This is a genomic window from Micrococcus sp. Mcc89 (assembly GCF_024519795.1).
In the GTDB taxonomy this organism is placed as follows: domain Bacteria; phylum Actinomycetota; class Actinomycetes; order Actinomycetales; family Micrococcaceae; genus Micrococcus; species Micrococcus luteus.
Genome location: NZ_JALJRI010000084.1, coordinates 1 through 14835, shown reverse-complemented (window position 1 = coordinate 14835; position 14835 = coordinate 1). Strand labels below are relative to the sequence as shown.

The window sequence follows — 14835 nt, the reverse complement described above, 5'->3', positions numbered from 1 at the left end:
CCATGGCGATCGGCACCAAGGATCTGAACGTCGAGTCCCTGGACGGGATGGACAACGCCCGCCTGCTGGAGGCCCTGAAGTCCTCCAAGGAGGAGCTGTTCAACCTGCGCTTCCAGGCCGCCACCGGTCAGCTGGACAACGCCAGCCGGCTGAAGGCCGTCAAGCGTGACATCGCGCGCATCTACACGATCCTGCGCGAGCGCGAGCTGGGCATCCGCGGCGATGTCGCCGCCGAGGCGCAGGCCGAGAAGAACGAGGAGGCTGCCAAGTGACCGAGCAGACCCCGGCCGTCTCCGAGGAGCGCGGCTACCGCAAGGCCCTCCGTGGCATCGTCGTCTCCGACAAGATGGACAAGACCATCGTCGTCGAGGTCGAGGACCGCAAGAAGCACTCGCTCTACGGCAAGGTGCTGAAGACCTCGAAGCGCGTGAAGGCGCACGACGAGGACAACACCGCCGGCGTGGGCGACCGCGTCCGCCTCGCCGAGACCCGCCCGCTGTCCGCCTCCAAGCGGTGGCGTCTGGTGGAGATCGTCGAGCGCGCCAAGTGATCGACCCGGCCCCCTGAGGGCCGGCGACGCAGAGGGCCGCCCCGTGCACTGGCACGGGGCGGCCTTGTGCGTTAGACTCTGATATTCGTGCGCCCTCTCGTTGGCAGGACCATCCATCCTGTGTGCCGAGGGCCGCGCACGCCGATCCCGGATCCGCCTCGGCCCTGCCCTGCGCGCCCCTCCGCTCTCGACCTCCCCGACGCTGTCTGAACACGCGTCGCCGGGGGACGACGGCGGGCGGCCCGCCTCGGGGGAGGGGTAAGCGTCCCGGGATGCCCGTTCAACCGTTCCGCAAGGCTCGCCCATCGTGGGGGAGAACCGGCGCGACGCTAGGAGAGACAAGTGATCCAGCAGGAGTCGCGGCTCAAGGTCGCCGACAACACCGGTGCGAAGGAAATCCTGACCATCCGTGTTCTCGGCGGTTCCGGACGCCGCTACGCAGGCATCGGCGACACCATCGTCGCCACCGTGAAGGACGCCATCCCCGGCGGCAACGTCAAGAAGGGCGACGTCGTCAAGGCCGTGGTGGTCCGCACCCGCAAGCAGTCCCGCCGTCCCGACGGCTCGTACATCAAGTTCGACGAGAACGCGGCGGTCATCCTGAAGACCGACGGCGAGCCCCGTGGCACGCGCATCTTCGGCCCCGTGGGTCGCGAGCTGCGTGACAAGAAGTTCATGAAGATCGTGTCGCTCGCCCCGGAGGTGATCTGACCTCATGGCCAAGATCAAGAAGGACGACCTCGTCCAGGTCATCAGTGGCAAGGACAAGGGCAAGCAGGGCAAGGTCCTGCGCGTGTTCCCGGCGGATGAGCGCGTGCTCGTCGAGGGCGTGAACCGCGTGACCAAGCACCTGCGCGCCGGCCAGGACAACAACGGTTCCACCGAGGGCGGCCTGCAGGTCGTCGAGGCCCCGATCCACATCTCGAACGTGGCCGTGGTGGACCCTGAGACCAAGAAGCCGACCCGTGTGGGCTACCGCTTCGAGACCGTCGAGAAGGACGGCGTGAGCAAGACCGTGAAGGTCCGCTTCGCCAAGGCCTCGGGGAAGGAGCTGTGATGACCGAGGTGCAGCAGACCGAGAAGGTCACCCCGCGTCTGAAGACCAAGTACCGCGACGAGATCCGCGGCGCCCTGCAGGAGCAGTTCCAGTACGGGAACGTCATGCAGGTGCCGGGTCTCGTGAAGGTCGTCGTCAACATGGGCGTCGGGGAGGCCGCCAAGGACTCCAAGATCATCGACGGCGCGGTCGCCGACCTCACCGCCATCACCGGCCAGAAGCCGATGATCACCAAGGCCCGCAAGTCCATCGCGCAGTTCAAGCTGCGTGAGGGCATGCCCATCGGCACGCACGCCACGCTCCGTGGCGACCGCATGTGGGAGTTCCTGGACCGCCTGGTCACGCTCGCGCTGCCGCGCATCCGTGACTTCCGCGGCCTGTCCGACCGCCAGTTCGACGGCAACGGCAACTACACCTTCGGCCTGTCCGAGCAGACCGTGTTCCACGAAATCGATCAGGACAAGATCGACCGCGTGCGCGGCATGGACATCACCGTGGTGACGACCGCCAAGAACGACGACGAGGGCCGCGCGCTGCTCAAGGCGCTGGGCTTCCCGTTCAAGACCGACCAGTAAGACCTCCACGCCACAGGTCCTCCACCGGTGAACCGGTGGCGGAAACCACGGCGAGAAAGGGCGTGAAGCCCACATGACCATGACCGATCCCGTCGCAGACATGCTGACCCGTCTGCGCAACGCAAACTCGGCCTACCACGACACCGTGTCCATGCCGTCCTCGAAGCTGAAGACTCGCGTCGCCGAGATCCTCAAGGCCGAGGGCTACATCCAGGACTGGCGCGAGGAGGAGGCCGAGGTCGGCAAGAAGCTGACCATCGACCTGAAGTTCGGCCCGCAGCGTGAGCGTGCGATCGCCGGCCTGCGCCGCATCTCCAAGCCGGGCCTGCGCGTGTACGCGAAGTCCACGAACCTGCCCCACGTGCTGGGCGGCCTCGGCATCGCCATCCTGTCCACCTCCTCTGGTCTCCTCACGAACCAGCAGGCCGCCAAGAAGGGCGTGGGCGGAGAAGTCCTCGCCTACGTCTGGTGACGGGCAAGACGGAAGAAAGGCTGAACTGACATGTCTCGAATCGGACGTCTCCCGATCACCATCCCCGCCGGCGTCGATGTGACCATCGACGGCGACCGCGTCTCCGTGAAGGGCCCCAAGGGCCAGCTCGAGCACTCGCTGCCCACGCCCATCACGGCCACCCTCGAGGAGGGGCAGGTCACCGTGGCCCGCCCCGACGACGAGCGTGAGTCCCGCTCCCTGCACGGTCTGACCCGCACCCTCATCAGCAACATGGTCGAGGGCGTGACCAACGGCTTCTCCAAGCAGCTCGAGGTCGTCGGCACCGGCTACCGCGTGCAGGCCAAGGGCCAGGACCTCGAGTTCGCCCTGGGCTACTCCCACCCCGTCCCGGTGAAGGCGCCCCAGGGCATCACCTTCACGGTGGAGGGCAACAAGGTCACCGTCGCCGGTATCGACAAGCAGCAGGTCGGCGAGACCGCCGCCAACATCCGCAAGCTGCGCCGCCCCGACCCGTACAAGGGCAAGGGCGTGCGCTACGCGGGCGAGCAGATCCGCCGCAAGGCCGGAAAGGCAGGTAAGTGATGTCTACTCTGAAGGTGAAGGGCAAGGGCAAGTTCAACGCCCGCACCCGCCGCCACCTCCGGGTGCGCAAGCGGATCTCCGGCACCACCGTCCGTCCCCGCCTCGTCGTCAACCGCTCTGCACGGCACATGTTCGTGCAGGTCGTGGACGACACGCAGAGCCGCACGCTCGCGTACGCCTCCACCATGGAGGCCGACGTGCGTGCGCTCGAGGGCGACAAGACGGCCAAGGCCAAGCGCGTGGGCGAGCTCGTCGCCGAGCGTGCCAAGGCGGCCGGCATCGAGGCCGTGGTCTTCGACCGCGGCGGCAACAAGTACCACGGGCGCGTCGCGGCCGTGGCCGACGGTGCGCGAGAGGGTGGGCTGCAGCTGTGACCGAGAACATCAACCAGAAGGACACTCAGGTGACCGAGAGCACCGAGACCACCGTCTCCGAGACCGGGTCGGGCTCGGCGAGCCAGACCACCGAGCGCGCCACCGGTGGCCGCGGCGGTCGCGACGGCGGCCGCGGTGGCCGTGACGGCGATCGTCGTGGCGGCCGTCGCGACGACCGCAACCGTCGTGGCGCCCAGGACGACGAGAAGGACCAGTTCCTCGAGCGCGTCGTGGGCATCAACCGCGTCTCCAAGGTCGTCAAGGGCGGCCGCCGCTTCTCCTTCACCGCCCTCGTGGTGGTGGGTGACGGCGACGGCACCGTCGGCGTCGGCTACGGCAAGGCGAAGGAGGTCCCCGCCGCGATCCAGAAGGCCGTGGAGGAGGCCAAGAAGTCCTTCTTCCGCGTCCCCCGCGTCGGCTCCACCATCCCGCACCTGGTGCAGGGTGAGGACGCCGCCGGCGTCGTGCTGCTCCGCCCGGCCTCCCCGGGTACCGGCGTGATCGCCGGCGGTCCGGTGCGCGCCGTGCTCGAGTGCGCCGGCATCCACGACGTGCTGTCCAAGTCCATGGGCTCCGTGAACGCGATCAACATCGTGCGCGGCACCGTGGACGCACTCAAGAAGCTGGAAGAGCCCCAGGCCGTCGCCGCCCGCCGCGGCAAGGCCCTGGACGAGATCGCCCCCCATGCGATGCTGCGCACCATGGAGAACGATCGCGCCCAGAAGAGCGCGAAGGCAGGTGCGTGAGCCGTGTTTGAGCCCACTCGCAAGAACATCCAGCCCTCGGACGCCACCCTGGTCATCACCCAGACCCGCGGCGTCACGGGCTCCAAGCAGAACCATCGGGACACCCTGCGCTCGCTGGGCCTGAAGCGGATCGGCCACCAGGTCACCCGCAAGGCCGACGCGGTGACGGTCGGCATGGTCAACACCGTGCCGCACCTGGTGTCCGTGGAGGAGGTCAACAATGGCTGACAACGACGCCATCAAGGTCCACGACCTGCGTCCGGCCCCCGGTGCCAAGACCGCCAAGACCCGTGTGGGTCGCGGTGAGGCGTCGAAGGGCAAGACCGCCGGTCGCGGCACCAAGGGCACCAAGGCCCGTTACCAGGTCCGTGCGGGCTTCGAGGGCGGCCAGCTGCCCCTGCAGATGCGTCTGCCGAAGCTCCGCGGCTTCAAGAACCCGTTCCGCACGGAGTACCAGGTCGTGAACCTGGACAAGCTCTCCGCGCACTTCCCCGAGGGCGGTGAGGTCACCGTGGACGCGCTCGTGTCCAAGGGCCTCGTCCGTCGCGGTCAGCCCGTGAAGGTGCTGGGCACGGGGGAGATCACCTCGGCCGTGCAGGTGAAGGCGAACGCCTTCTCCTCGTCCGCCGTGGAGAAGATCCAGGCCGCCGGCGGGTCCACCGAGACCCTCTGACACGCCGACCCATCCACCGAGGGCCCTGGCCCGGAGCAGCCGCTCCGGACCAGGGCCCTCGGTCCGTCCGTGTAGACTCGCACAGCGGCCGCCCCGGTGTGGCCGCCGTCTCGTGCCCCGCCCCGCGGCCGGCGCGCGCCCCACAGGACCACCGCAGGAGGACTCGTGCTCAAGGCCATCGCCCGGATCGTCCGGACGCCTGACCTGTTGCGGAAGATCGCCTTCACGCTCGCGCTCATCGCCGTCTACCGGATGGGCGCCTTCGTACCGGCCCCCGGGGTGGACTACCCGGCGGTGCAGCAGTGTCTCGCGGCGGGCAACGCCCAGGGCGGCCTGTACTCCTTCGTGAACATGTTCTCGGGCGGGGCGCTCCTGCAGGTGTCCGTCTTCGCGCTCGGCATCATGCCCTACATCACGGCGTCGATCATCGTGCAGCTGCTGCGCGTGGTGATCCCGCGCTTCGAGCAGCTCCACCAGGAGGGCCCGCAGGGCCAGGCGACGCTGACGCAGTACACCCGCTACCTGACCCTCGCCCTCGCCCTGCTGCAGGCGACCACGATGGCCTCGCTGGCCCGCACCGGGGCCCTGCTCGGATGCAGCCTGCCGCTGCTGCGCGACGGCTCCATCCTCACGGTGCTGCTCGTGGTCATCGCCCTGACCACCGGCTGTCTCATCGTCATGTGGTTCGGCGAGCGGATCACCGAGAACGGCGTGGGCAACGGCATGTCCCTGCTCATCTTCACCTCCATCGCGGCGGGCTTCCCGGCCGGCCTCGGCCAGGTGGTCCAGACGCAGGGCTGGCGCGTGTTCGCGATCGTCATGGGGATCGGCCTGCTCACCATGCTGGCCATCGTCTTCGTGGAGGAGTCGCAGCGCCGGATCCCGGTCCAGTACGCCAAGCGGCAGATCGGCTCGCGGACCGTGGGCGGGTCGAGCACCTACATCCCGGTCAAGGTGAACATGGCCAACGTCATCCCGGTCATCTTCGCCTCCTCCGTGCTGATGCTCCCGAGCATCCTCATCCAGTTCAACACGCCGCAGGACGGCAGTGCGCCGGCCCCGTGGATCACGTGGCTGAGCCGGTACTTCGGCCCCGGCGACCACCCGGTGTACATGGCCCTGTACTTCCTGCTCATCATCGGCTTCACGTACTTCTACGTGTCCATCACGTTCAACCCGGTGGAGATCTCGGACAACATGAAGCGCTACGGCGGCTTCATCCCCGGCGTCCGCGCCGGCCGGCCCACCGAGCGTTACCTGCAGTACGTCATCAGCCGCATCACGCTCGTGGGCGCCCTCTACCTCGGTATCGTGGCCATGATCCCGCTGATCGCCTTCGCGGTGATCGGCACCAGCCAGAACTTCCCGCTCGGCGGCACGTCCATCCTCATCATGGTGGGCGTCGGCCTCCAGACCGTGAAGCAGGTCAGCGCACAGATGGAGCAGCGCCACTACGAGGGCCTGCTGCGCTGAGCCCCGACCCGATCCCGCAACGCCGTCCGTATCGACAGTGAGGAACACACGATGACCCGCATGCTGCTCATGGGCCCTCCCGGTTCCGGCAAGGGCACCCAGGCCACCCGGATCGCCGACAAGATGGGGATCGTCCCGATCTCCACCGGTGACATCTTCCGCCACAACGTGAAGTCGATGACGCCGCTCGGCGTCGAGGCCAAGAAGTACATCGACAACGGCGACTTCGTCCCCGATGAGGTCACGAACCGCATGGTCGCGGACCGCATCGCCCAGGCCGACGCGGAGCACGGCTTCCTGCTGGACGGCTACCCGCGCACGAAGGGCCAGGTCGAGGCGCTGGACGCCATGCTCGCCGAGTCCGGCCAGTCGCTGTCCGCCGTCGTCGAGCTGGAGGTGCCCGACGAGGAGCTCGTGGAGCGTCTGCTCAAGCGTGCCGAGATCGAGGGCCGCGCGGACGACACCCAGGAGGTCATCGAGCACCGCCTGGACCTGTACCACCGCGAGACCGAGTCCGTCATCCAGGAGTACGTGGAGCGCGGCATCGTCGCCCGCGTGGACGGCACCGGGCAGATCGACGACGTCACCGAGCGCCTGCTGCAGGCCGTGTACTCCGTGCGTGCCGCCACGGGCTCCCTGCCCGTGATCCAGCCGGGCGCGGAGTCCTGACCCCGTGATCGGCCGCCGCTCGCTCGAGCTCAAGACCGCCCCCCAGCTGCAGGCCATGCAGCGCGCGGGGGTGGTCCTGTCCGAGGCGTTGGACGCCACGCTGGCCGCGGCCGCGCCGGGCGTCACCACCGCGGAGCTGGACGCCGTGTTCGCGGGCGTGCTGGCCGAGCGCGGTGCCACGTCCAACTTCCTGGGCTACTACGACTTCCCGGCCTCGATCTGCACCTCGGTCAACGACGAGGTCGTGCACGGCATCCCCGGGGACCGGGTCCTGCAGACCGGCGACGTGCTGAAGGTCGACGGGGGCGCGATCGTGGACGGCTGGCACGCCGACTCGGCCCGCACGGTGATCCTGGGCTCCTCCGCGGCCGGCACCGCGGACCCGGCCGACGAGCGCCTCTCGGCGATCACGCGGGAGGCACTCTGGGTCGGCATCGCGGCCTTCGCCTCCGCCACCCACGTCGGGGACATCGGGGACGCCATCGACGACTTCGTCTCCGCGCAGCCGGGCGAGGAGCTCGGCATCCTCGAGGAGTACGTGGGGCACGGCATCGGCTCGGCCATGCACCTGCCGCCGGACGTGTTCAACTACCGCACCGGCCACCGGGGGCCCAAGATCCGCCCCGGTCTGGCACTCGCCATCGAGCCGATGCTGGTGCGTGGCTCCATCGACACGAAGGTGCTCGCGGACGACTGGACCGTGGTGACCCTCGACGGCGCCCGCGCCAGCCAGTGGGAGCACTCGGTCTGCCGGCACGACGGCGGTGTGTGGGTGCTCACCGCGCCCGACGGCGGCGCCTCCGAGCTCGCCCGGTTCGGCGTGGTCCCGGTCCCGCCGGGGGAGTGAGCGGCCCGAGCTGTCGGCCGTCCGTCCCGCCCGTCCGGCGGACCGGGCGGCCGTCGTCGTCTGTGCTGGTTCTCAGACCGAGAATGCGGTATCATCGAACGTTGTTCGTGTGCGCGCACTCGTGTGCGCCGGCGAGCAGACCCGTTCCCGCCCCGTCACCCGGCCCTCCGCGGCCGTGCCCGGGGCATGACGATTGTGGAGGACATGGCTAAGAAGGAAGGTGTCATCGAGGTCGAGGGCACGGTGTCGGAGGCATTGCCGAACGCGATGTTCCGGGTCCGTCTGCAGAACGAGCACGTCGTGCTCGCCACGATCTCCGGAAAGATGCGTCAGCACTACATCCGCATCCTCCCCGAGGATCGCGTCGTGGTGGAGCTTAGCCCGTACGACCTCAACCGGGGTCGGATCGTGTACCGATACAAGTAAGAACCCCCGTCCAAGCGAGCGCAGGAGGAAGAGCCGTGAAGGTTCAGCCGAGCGTGAAGCGGATTTGTGACAAGTGCCAGGTCGTGCGCCGTAAGGGCCGCGTGCTGGTGATCTGCTCGAACCCGCGCCACAAGCAGCGCCAGGGCTGATCGCCTCCCCGGGAGCCCGGGGAGCGACGCCGTCGCGTTGACCACACCACCCACCGGCCATCGGGCCGAACAGCAGGGACAGCGGTCCACCCCGTGAGGGGAGGGCCCCCACCTCCGGCCGCAGGGGCCGGAGACCGACGACGGCGGACGCCCGCCGCGGAGCACGCCGGATCTTCCCCGGCGCCGCGACGACGGGTCCGCGAGGCCCAGTGCCGCGTCGTGCGGGACGTCCCTGGTGCAGACCCCTGCTGCAGAAGAACAGGAGGACGGCCACATGGCTCGTCTTGCAGGCGTTGACATTCCGCGCGAGAAGCGCGTGATCATCGCACTCACGTACATCTACGGTGTGGGCAAGACCCGCGCTGAGGAGACCCTCGCCGCCACGGGCATCGACCCGAACATCCGCGTGAAGGACCTCTCCGACGAGCAGCTGGTGCAGCTGCGCGACCACATCGAGGGCAGCTACAAGGTGGAGGGCGACCTCCGCCGCGAGGTGGCCGCCGACATCCGTCGCAAGGTGGAGATCGGCTCCTACGAGGGCCTGCGCCACCGCCGCGGCCTGCCGGTGCGCGGCCAGCGCACGAAGACCAACGCCCGTACCCGCAAGGGCCCCAAGAAGACGGTCGCCGGCAAGAAGAAGTGATCCTGCACCGGCGGTGACCGCGTCCACGTCCGGACGCCCCGCCCGCAGCATCAGCACCAGCAGCTTTCCCGGAGGAGAATCACATGCCCCCCAAGACTCGCGCATCGGCTGCCCGCAAGCCGCGTCGCAAGGCCAACAAGAACATCACCGTGGGCCAGGCCCACATCAAGAGCACGTTCAACAACACCATCGTGTCCATCACGGACACCACGGGTGCCGTCATCTCCTGGGCCTCGTCCGGCGAGGTCGGCTTCAAGGGGTCGCGCAAGTCGACCCCGTACGCCGCGCAGATGGCCGCCGAGCAGGCCGCCAAGCGTGCGCAGGAGCACGGCATGAAGAAGGTGGACGTCTTCGTGAAGGGTCCGGGCTCGGGCCGCGAGACCGCCATCCGCTCCCTGCAGGCCGCCGGCCTCGAGGTGGGGTCCATCCAGGACGTCACCCCCATGGCCCACAACGGCGCTCGCCCGGCGAAGCGCCGCCGCGTCTGACCTGAGCGCTGTGTCCGCGTCCGCCCCCGCCCGGGGCGGACGCGGACAGGTCTGCGGACCTGCCCCCACCCCGTCCTCGTTTCCACCCACCGCGTGCGTCATATGGCGGACGCTCGCCGAAAGGAAATGTCCGTGCTCATTGCACAGCGCCCCACGCTGACCGAAGAGGTCGTCTCCGACCGTCGTTCCCGGTTCGTCATCGAGCCCCTGGAGCCCGGCTTCGGCTACACCCTCGGCAACTCCCTGCGCCGCACTCTGCTCTCGTCGATCCCCGGTGCTGCCGTGACCAGCATCCGCGTGGACGGCGTGCTGCACGAGTTCAGCACCGTCAACGGAGTCAAGGAGGATGTCACCGAGATCATCCTCAACATCAAGAAGCTCTCCGTCTCCTCGGAGAACGACGAGCCCGTGGTGGCCTACCTGCGCAAGCAGGGGGCCGGCGTCGTCACCGCCGCGGACATCACCGCGCCGGCCGGCGTCGAGATCCACAACCCGGACCTGCACATCGCGACCCTGAACGCGAAGGGCAAGTTCGACATGGAGCTGACCATCGAGCGCGGTCGCGGCTACGTGACCGCCGCCCAGAACAAGTCCGCGGACGCGGAGATCGGCCGTATCCCGGTCGACTCCATCTACTCCCCGGTCCTCAAGGTGACCTTCAAGGTCGAGGCCACCCGTGTGGAGCAGCGCACCGACTTCGACCGTCTGATCCTGGACGTGGAGACCAAGGAGAACATGCTGCCGCGTGACGCGGTGGCCTCTGCCGGCTCCACCCTGGTCGAGCTGTTCGGCCTGGCCCGCTCGCTCAACGTCGAGGCCGAGGGCATCGACCTGGGTGACGAGCCCGAGGTCGTCGAGGGCTCCGCCGACCTGGCCCAGCCGATCGAGGAGCTCGAGCTCACCGTGCGCTCGTACAACTGCCTCAAGCGCGAGGGCATCCACACCGTGGGCGAGCTCGTGGGCCGTTCCGAGGCCGACCTGATGGACATCCGCAACTTCGGCGCGAAGTCCATCGACGAGGTCAAGGAGAAGCTCCAGGAGCTGGGCCTGTCCCTCAAGGACTCGCCGGCCGGCTACGACCCGCAGGCGCACGCGCGCCAGATGGACGACGACCCGTTCTCGGACTTCTGAGCCGATTCCGCACCACCTGACATCTTCGACCCGACGCCGCAGCCGGCTGAAGGGTCCCACCCGAGGAGAAACACCATGCCTACCCCCACCAAGGGTCCGCGTCTGGGCGGCAGCCCGGCCCACGAGCGCATCATGCTGGCGAACATGTCCGCCCAGCTGTTCGAGCACAAGTCGATCACCACGACGCTCACCCGCGCCAAGCGCCTGCGCCCGTACGCCGAGCGCCTGATCACCTTCGCCAAGAAGGGCGATCTGCCGGCCCGCCGCAAGGTGCAGGGTCTCATCGCCGCCAAGAACCGCACCAACAAGGCGGTCGTGCACGAGCTGTTCACCGTGATCGGCCCGGCGATGGCCGAGCGCAACGGCGGCTACACCCGCATCACCAAGATCGGCAACCGCCAGGGCGACAACGCGCCCATGGCCGTGATCGAGCTGATCATGGACCCGATCTCCGGCAAGCAGGCCGTGGTGCGTGAGGCCGAGCAGGCCGCCGCGTCCGCGCCGGCCGCGCCGGCCGAGTCCACCCCGGTGGAGGCCGTCGACCCGGCCGCCACCGAGGAGGTCACCGTGGCCGAGTCGCAGGAGGCCGCCGCCGAGATCGACGGCGCCGTGCCCACCAACGAGGACGGCTCGGCTCCGGCCGAGGCCACCATCAAGGGCAACGCCAGCTCGAAGAAGTACCACGTCCCCGGCTCGCGCTGGTACGACCAGACCACCGCCGAGGTCTGGTTCTCCACCGTCGAGGAGGCCAAGGCCGCGGGCTTCGAGCCCGCCGGTGGCGAGGCCGCCCAGAAGATGGCCTGACGCCATCGCGGGAGTCCGCGTCCGTCCCCGTGACGACGCCCCGGCGAGGGCCGTCCACCACCCGGTGGGCGGCCCTTCGCCGTCCCCGGCCCCGCCCCGCTGAGAGGAGCAGCATGAGCGAGCAGCACCGCCCGGACGTCCCGCCGGCACCCGGGGATCCCGCATCCGTGCGAGTCCGCCTGGACCTGGCCTACGACGGCGGCACCTTCCACGGCTGGGCCCGCCAGCCCGGTCTCGACTCGGTCCAGGGTGCGCTGGAGGACGGGCTCGAGCGGATCCTGCGCCGGCCCGTGCGCACGGTGGTCGCCGGCCGCACCGACGCGGGGGTGCACGCGCGCGGCCAGGTCGTCCACCTCGACCTGACCGAGACGGAGTGGGCGGGCCTGACCCGCGGCCGGCCCGGCCTGGAGCCGGCCACCTCCCTCACCCGCCGCCTCGGCGGGGTGCTCTCCGGGTGGGGCGGGGCCGTCGTCGTGCACGGGGCGCGGCGGGCCCCCGCGGGCTTCGACGCGCGGTTCAGCGCGCTGTGGCGCGAGTACGAGTACCGGATCGACGACGCACCCGCCGCGCGTGATCCGCGCACGCGGGGCTTCACCCACTGGCACGGCGCCGCCCTGGACGATCGCCTCATGGCGCTGGAGGCCGACGCCGTCCTCGGACTGCACGACTTCCTGTCCTTCTGCCGGCCCCGCGCGGGCGCCACGACCATCCGCGAGGTCCAGCACCTGGAGGTGCGACGCGATGAGGACGGCGTCGTGCGCGTCCGGATCCGGGCCGACGCGTTCTGCCACAACATGGTCCGGGCGATCGTCGGGGCGCTGCTGCAGGTGGGGGAGGGGGCCCGCGAGCCCGGCTGGCTCGCGCACCGGGTGGCGAGGCCGGCCCGCGACTCCGAGGTGCGCCTCGCCCCGCCCGGGGGGCTGACGCTGCTCGCCGTCGGCTATCCCGACGAGGCGGAGGAGCTGCGCCGGCGCGCCGAGGGCACCCGGGCGAAGCGGACCCTGTGAGCCGGGGTCGCCCGCGGCGGCGGCTTTTGGCTCCGGGGCCCGCGTTCGGTAGGATGGGTGGACGTTGCGCATGCCCGCACCCGGATGCGTCGTGCCGCGAGTGGCTCAGTTGCATGGCCTTCAGCTCGCGCCGCACCCCCGGGGCATCGGGCCCGGACGCCTTCCAGCCCTCACCTGGGGGACCGGCGCGCACGGAGAACTGACAGCGCGAGCGCGCCGGAATCACGACCCGGCGGGCAGGTGCTGTGGACCACCACCGACCCTGAAGGCAGACAACGTGCGTACGTACTCTCCCAAGCCTGGCGACGCCGACCGTCAGTGGCACATCATCGATGCCACCGACGTCGTCCTCGGCCGCCTGGCCTCCCACACCGCCACCCTCCTGCGCGGCAAGCACAAGCCGACGTTCGCCCCCCACATGGACATGGGCGACTACGTCATCATCGTGAACGCCGAGAAGGTCGCCCTCACCGGCGCCAAGCTCGAGAAGAAGCGCGCCTACCGCCACTCGGGCTACCCGGGCGGCCTGAAGTCGCAGTCCTACGCCGAGCTGCTCGAGACCAACCCGGTCCGCGCCGTGGAGAAGGCCGTCAAGGGCATGCTCCCGAAGAACTCGCTGGCCGCCCAGCAGCTCTCCAAGCTGAAGGTGTACAAGGGCGCCGAGCACCCGCACACCGCCCAGCAGCCCCAGACCTTCGAGATCGGCCAGGTCGCCCAGTGACCCCGGCGGGCCACTGACGCAGACCTTCCCTGAGGAGAACCATGAGCATCAACGAGAACGACGACGTGGAGCTGACGAGCTACACCTCTGAGTCCACCGCCGCCGCCGAGGCCCCCGTCGCCTCCGAGCGCCCGGCCCTGACCGTGCCCGGCTCCGCCGTCGGCCGCCGCAAGGAGGCCGTGGCCCGCGTGCGCCTCGTCCCCGGCTCCGGCCAGTGGACCATCAACGGTCGCGCCCTGGAGAACTACTTTCCGAACAAGCTGCACCAGCAGGAGGTCTCCGACCCCTTCACGCTGCTGGAGCTGACCGGCGCCTACGACGTGATCGCCCGCATCCACGGCGGCGGCCCCTCCGGCCAGGCCGGTGCGCTGCGCCTGGGCATCTCCCGCGCCCTCAACGAGATCGACCGCGAGCACAACCGCCCGGCGCTCAAGAAGGCCGGCTTCCTGACCCGCGACGCCCGCGTCATCGAGCGCAAGAAGGCCGGCCTCAAGAAGGCCCGCAAGGCCTCGCAGTTCTCGAAGCGCTGATCCTGCGCCGCACGGTGTCCCCACCGTGCCCCCGCCGACGCCCCGTCCCGCTCCTCACGAGCGGGGCGGGGCGTCCGCCGTCTCCGTGGGCCGGCGGCACCTGACCCAGGGGTAATATGAAGGCGCATGGCGACGACGCCATGACGGGCCGCTCGCCCGTCCGGTGCGCGGTCCGATCGGAGACACCCTCGGGAGCCGCCGTGGCCGAGAACACGAGTCCCACGCCCGACCCCCGCACCCGTGGCGAGCACGGCACGGAGCACGCCGCGCAGGCCCCCTTCGCCGTGACCCGTGACTACGCCGCCGAGGTGGACGAGATCCGGGAGCTGGGCCGCAAGCTCGGCGGGGAGAAGAAGACCCCCCACCCCGGACCCGCAGGCCTGGCGTGAGGGCTACCCGTACAAGACCAAGCTCAGCCGCAAGAGCTACGAACGACGCAAGCGCGAGCTGCAGATCGAGCTGCTGAAGATGCAGCTCTGGGTCAAGGAGACCGGCCAGAAGGTCCTGATCTTCTTCGAGGGCCGCGACGCCGCCGACAAGGGCGGCGCCATCAAGCGCTTCAACGAGCACCTCAACCCCCGCGGCGCCCGGACCGTGGCCCTGGAGAAGCCCACGGAGGAGGAGGCCTCGCAGTGGTACTTCCAGTGCTACATCCAGCACCTCGAGTTCATGCGCGAGACCCCTGAGCTGGAGCGCATGCTCGTCAACTCCGGCGTGCACATCATCAAGTTCTGGTTCTCCGTGTCCCAGCGTGAGCAGCTCAATCGCTTCGCCGCGCGGGAGACCGACCCCGTGCGTCGCTGGAAGCTCTCGCCCACCGACCTGGCCTCCCTGGACAAGTGGGACGACTACACGAACGCGAAGGAGGCCATGTTCTTCTACACGTGTCAAGGGCCATTGAGTTCTGCCCATAGGCGGCCAGTGTTTCTTCCCGCT

General features: G+C 69.6%; 23 protein-coding genes and 1 pseudogene. All 24 read left to right on the top strand.

Annotation, left to right across the window (positions count from 1 at the left end; genetic code table 11):
• The first annotated feature begins 2 nt into the window (after window positions 1-2).
• Window positions 3-272 (top strand): 50S ribosomal protein L29, encoded by a 270-nt coding sequence (gene rpmC / locus NR072_RS08550; protein WP_036317766.1) that lies wholly within the window; start codon window positions 3-5, stop codon window positions 270-272.
• A complete protein-coding gene (gene rpsQ, locus NR072_RS08545) occupies window positions 269-550 on the top strand; it encodes a 30S ribosomal protein S17 (RefSeq protein ID WP_036317768.1) in 282 nt (93 codons plus the stop codon). Before rpmC ends, rpsQ begins: the two co-directional genes overlap by 4 nt.
• A 342-nt stretch (window positions 551-892) precedes the next feature.
• Window positions 893-1261 carry a 50S ribosomal protein L14 gene (rplN, locus tag NR072_RS08540; RefSeq protein ID WP_002857487.1) on the top strand — a complete coding sequence of 123 codons (369 nt, stop codon included), beginning with the start codon at window positions 893-895 and terminating at the stop codon, window positions 1259-1261.
• 4 nt (window positions 1262-1265) lie between these two features.
• Entirely contained in the window at window positions 1266-1607 is a 342-nt protein-coding gene (gene rplX, locus NR072_RS08535; RefSeq protein ID WP_036317770.1) for a 50S ribosomal protein L24, read from the top strand.
• Entirely contained in the window at window positions 1607-2182 is a 576-nt protein-coding gene (gene rplE / locus NR072_RS08530) for a 50S ribosomal protein L5 (protein WP_036317773.1), read from the top strand. Before rplX ends, rplE begins: the two co-directional genes overlap by 1 nt.
• Window positions 2183-2255: 73 nt before the next feature.
• Window positions 2256-2654 (top strand): 30S ribosomal protein S8, encoded by a 399-nt coding sequence (gene rpsH, locus NR072_RS08525; protein ID WP_002857494.1) that lies wholly within the window; start codon window positions 2256-2258, stop codon window positions 2652-2654.
• A 30-nt stretch (window positions 2655-2684) separates the two neighbouring features.
• Window positions 2685-3218, top strand: coding sequence for a 50S ribosomal protein L6 (gene rplF / locus NR072_RS08520; RefSeq protein ID WP_036381545.1), 534 nt, complete (start codon window positions 2685-2687; stop codon window positions 3216-3218).
• A complete protein-coding gene (rplR, locus tag NR072_RS08515; protein WP_002857498.1) occupies window positions 3218-3592 on the top strand; it encodes a 50S ribosomal protein L18 in 375 nt (124 codons plus the stop codon). The genes rplF and rplR overlap by 1 nt, the downstream gene beginning before the upstream one ends.
• Entirely contained in the window at window positions 3589-4338 is a 750-nt protein-coding gene (rpsE, locus tag NR072_RS08510; protein ID WP_002857500.1) for a 30S ribosomal protein S5, read from the top strand. The genes rplR and rpsE overlap by 4 nt, the downstream gene beginning before the upstream one ends.
• A gap of 3 nt (window positions 4339-4341) precedes the next feature.
• Window positions 4342-4566 (top strand): 50S ribosomal protein L30, encoded by a 225-nt coding sequence (rpmD, locus tag NR072_RS08505; RefSeq protein WP_002857502.1) that lies wholly within the window; start codon window positions 4342-4344, stop codon window positions 4564-4566.
• Window positions 4559-5011, top strand: coding sequence for a 50S ribosomal protein L15 (gene rplO, locus NR072_RS08500; protein WP_036317776.1), 453 nt, complete (start codon window positions 4559-4561; stop codon window positions 5009-5011). Before rpmD ends, rplO begins: the two co-directional genes overlap by 8 nt.
• A 165-nt stretch (window positions 5012-5176) precedes the next feature.
• A complete protein-coding gene (gene secY, locus NR072_RS08495) occupies window positions 5177-6484 on the top strand; it encodes a preprotein translocase subunit SecY (RefSeq protein ID WP_036317778.1) in 1308 nt (435 codons plus the stop codon).
• 51 nt (window positions 6485-6535) lie between these two features.
• Entirely contained in the window at window positions 6536-7153 is a 618-nt protein-coding gene (locus NR072_RS08490) for an adenylate kinase (RefSeq protein WP_036381548.1), read from the top strand.
• Between the two features lie 4 nt (window positions 7154-7157).
• On the top strand, window positions 7158-8000 hold the full coding sequence (gene map / locus NR072_RS08485) for a type I methionyl aminopeptidase (RefSeq protein ID WP_036381552.1): 843 nt from the start codon (window positions 7158-7160) through the stop codon (window positions 7998-8000).
• A gap of 204 nt (window positions 8001-8204) precedes the next feature.
• On the top strand, window positions 8205-8426 hold the full coding sequence (gene infA, locus NR072_RS08480; protein ID WP_010080397.1) for a translation initiation factor IF-1: 222 nt from the start codon (window positions 8205-8207) through the stop codon (window positions 8424-8426).
• A 35-nt stretch (window positions 8427-8461) separates the two neighbouring features.
• The gene (gene rpmJ, locus NR072_RS08475) at window positions 8462-8575 is read left to right on the top strand and encodes a 50S ribosomal protein L36 (RefSeq protein WP_002857509.1); all 114 of its coding nucleotides are present in this window, start codon (window positions 8462-8464) and stop codon (window positions 8573-8575) included.
• Window positions 8576-8849: 274 nt separating this feature from the next.
• Window positions 8850-9218: a 30S ribosomal protein S13 gene (rpsM, locus tag NR072_RS08470; RefSeq protein WP_017487821.1), complete on the top strand. Its 369-nt coding sequence runs from the start codon at window positions 8850-8852 to the stop codon at window positions 9216-9218.
• 83 nt (window positions 9219-9301) lie between these two features.
• Entirely contained in the window at window positions 9302-9706 is a 405-nt protein-coding gene (gene rpsK, locus NR072_RS08465) for a 30S ribosomal protein S11 (RefSeq protein ID WP_002857513.1), read from the top strand.
• 132 nt (window positions 9707-9838) lie between these two features.
• Window positions 9839-10837, top strand: coding sequence for a DNA-directed RNA polymerase subunit alpha (locus NR072_RS08460; protein WP_049146318.1), 999 nt, complete (start codon window positions 9839-9841; stop codon window positions 10835-10837).
• A 75-nt stretch (window positions 10838-10912) separates the two neighbouring features.
• On the top strand, window positions 10913-11641 hold the full coding sequence (rplQ, locus tag NR072_RS08455; RefSeq protein ID WP_041103274.1) for a 50S ribosomal protein L17: 729 nt from the start codon (window positions 10913-10915) through the stop codon (window positions 11639-11641).
• Between the two features lie 113 nt (window positions 11642-11754).
• A complete protein-coding gene (gene truA / locus NR072_RS08450) occupies window positions 11755-12648 on the top strand; it encodes a tRNA pseudouridine(38-40) synthase TruA (RefSeq protein WP_095353619.1) in 894 nt (297 codons plus the stop codon).
• A gap of 277 nt (window positions 12649-12925) precedes the next feature.
• Window positions 12926-13369, top strand: coding sequence for a 50S ribosomal protein L13 (rplM, locus tag NR072_RS08445; RefSeq protein WP_002857519.1), 444 nt, complete (start codon window positions 12926-12928; stop codon window positions 13367-13369).
• A gap of 41 nt (window positions 13370-13410) precedes the next feature.
• Complete coding sequence (rpsI, locus tag NR072_RS08440) at window positions 13411-13899, top strand: 30S ribosomal protein S9 (protein ID WP_036317791.1); 489 nt, start codon at window positions 13411-13413, stop codon at window positions 13897-13899.
• Window positions 13900-14099: 200 nt separating this feature from the next.
• Window positions 14100-14835 (top strand): annotated as a pseudogene (locus NR072_RS08435) (polyphosphate kinase 2); the annotation flags it as partial.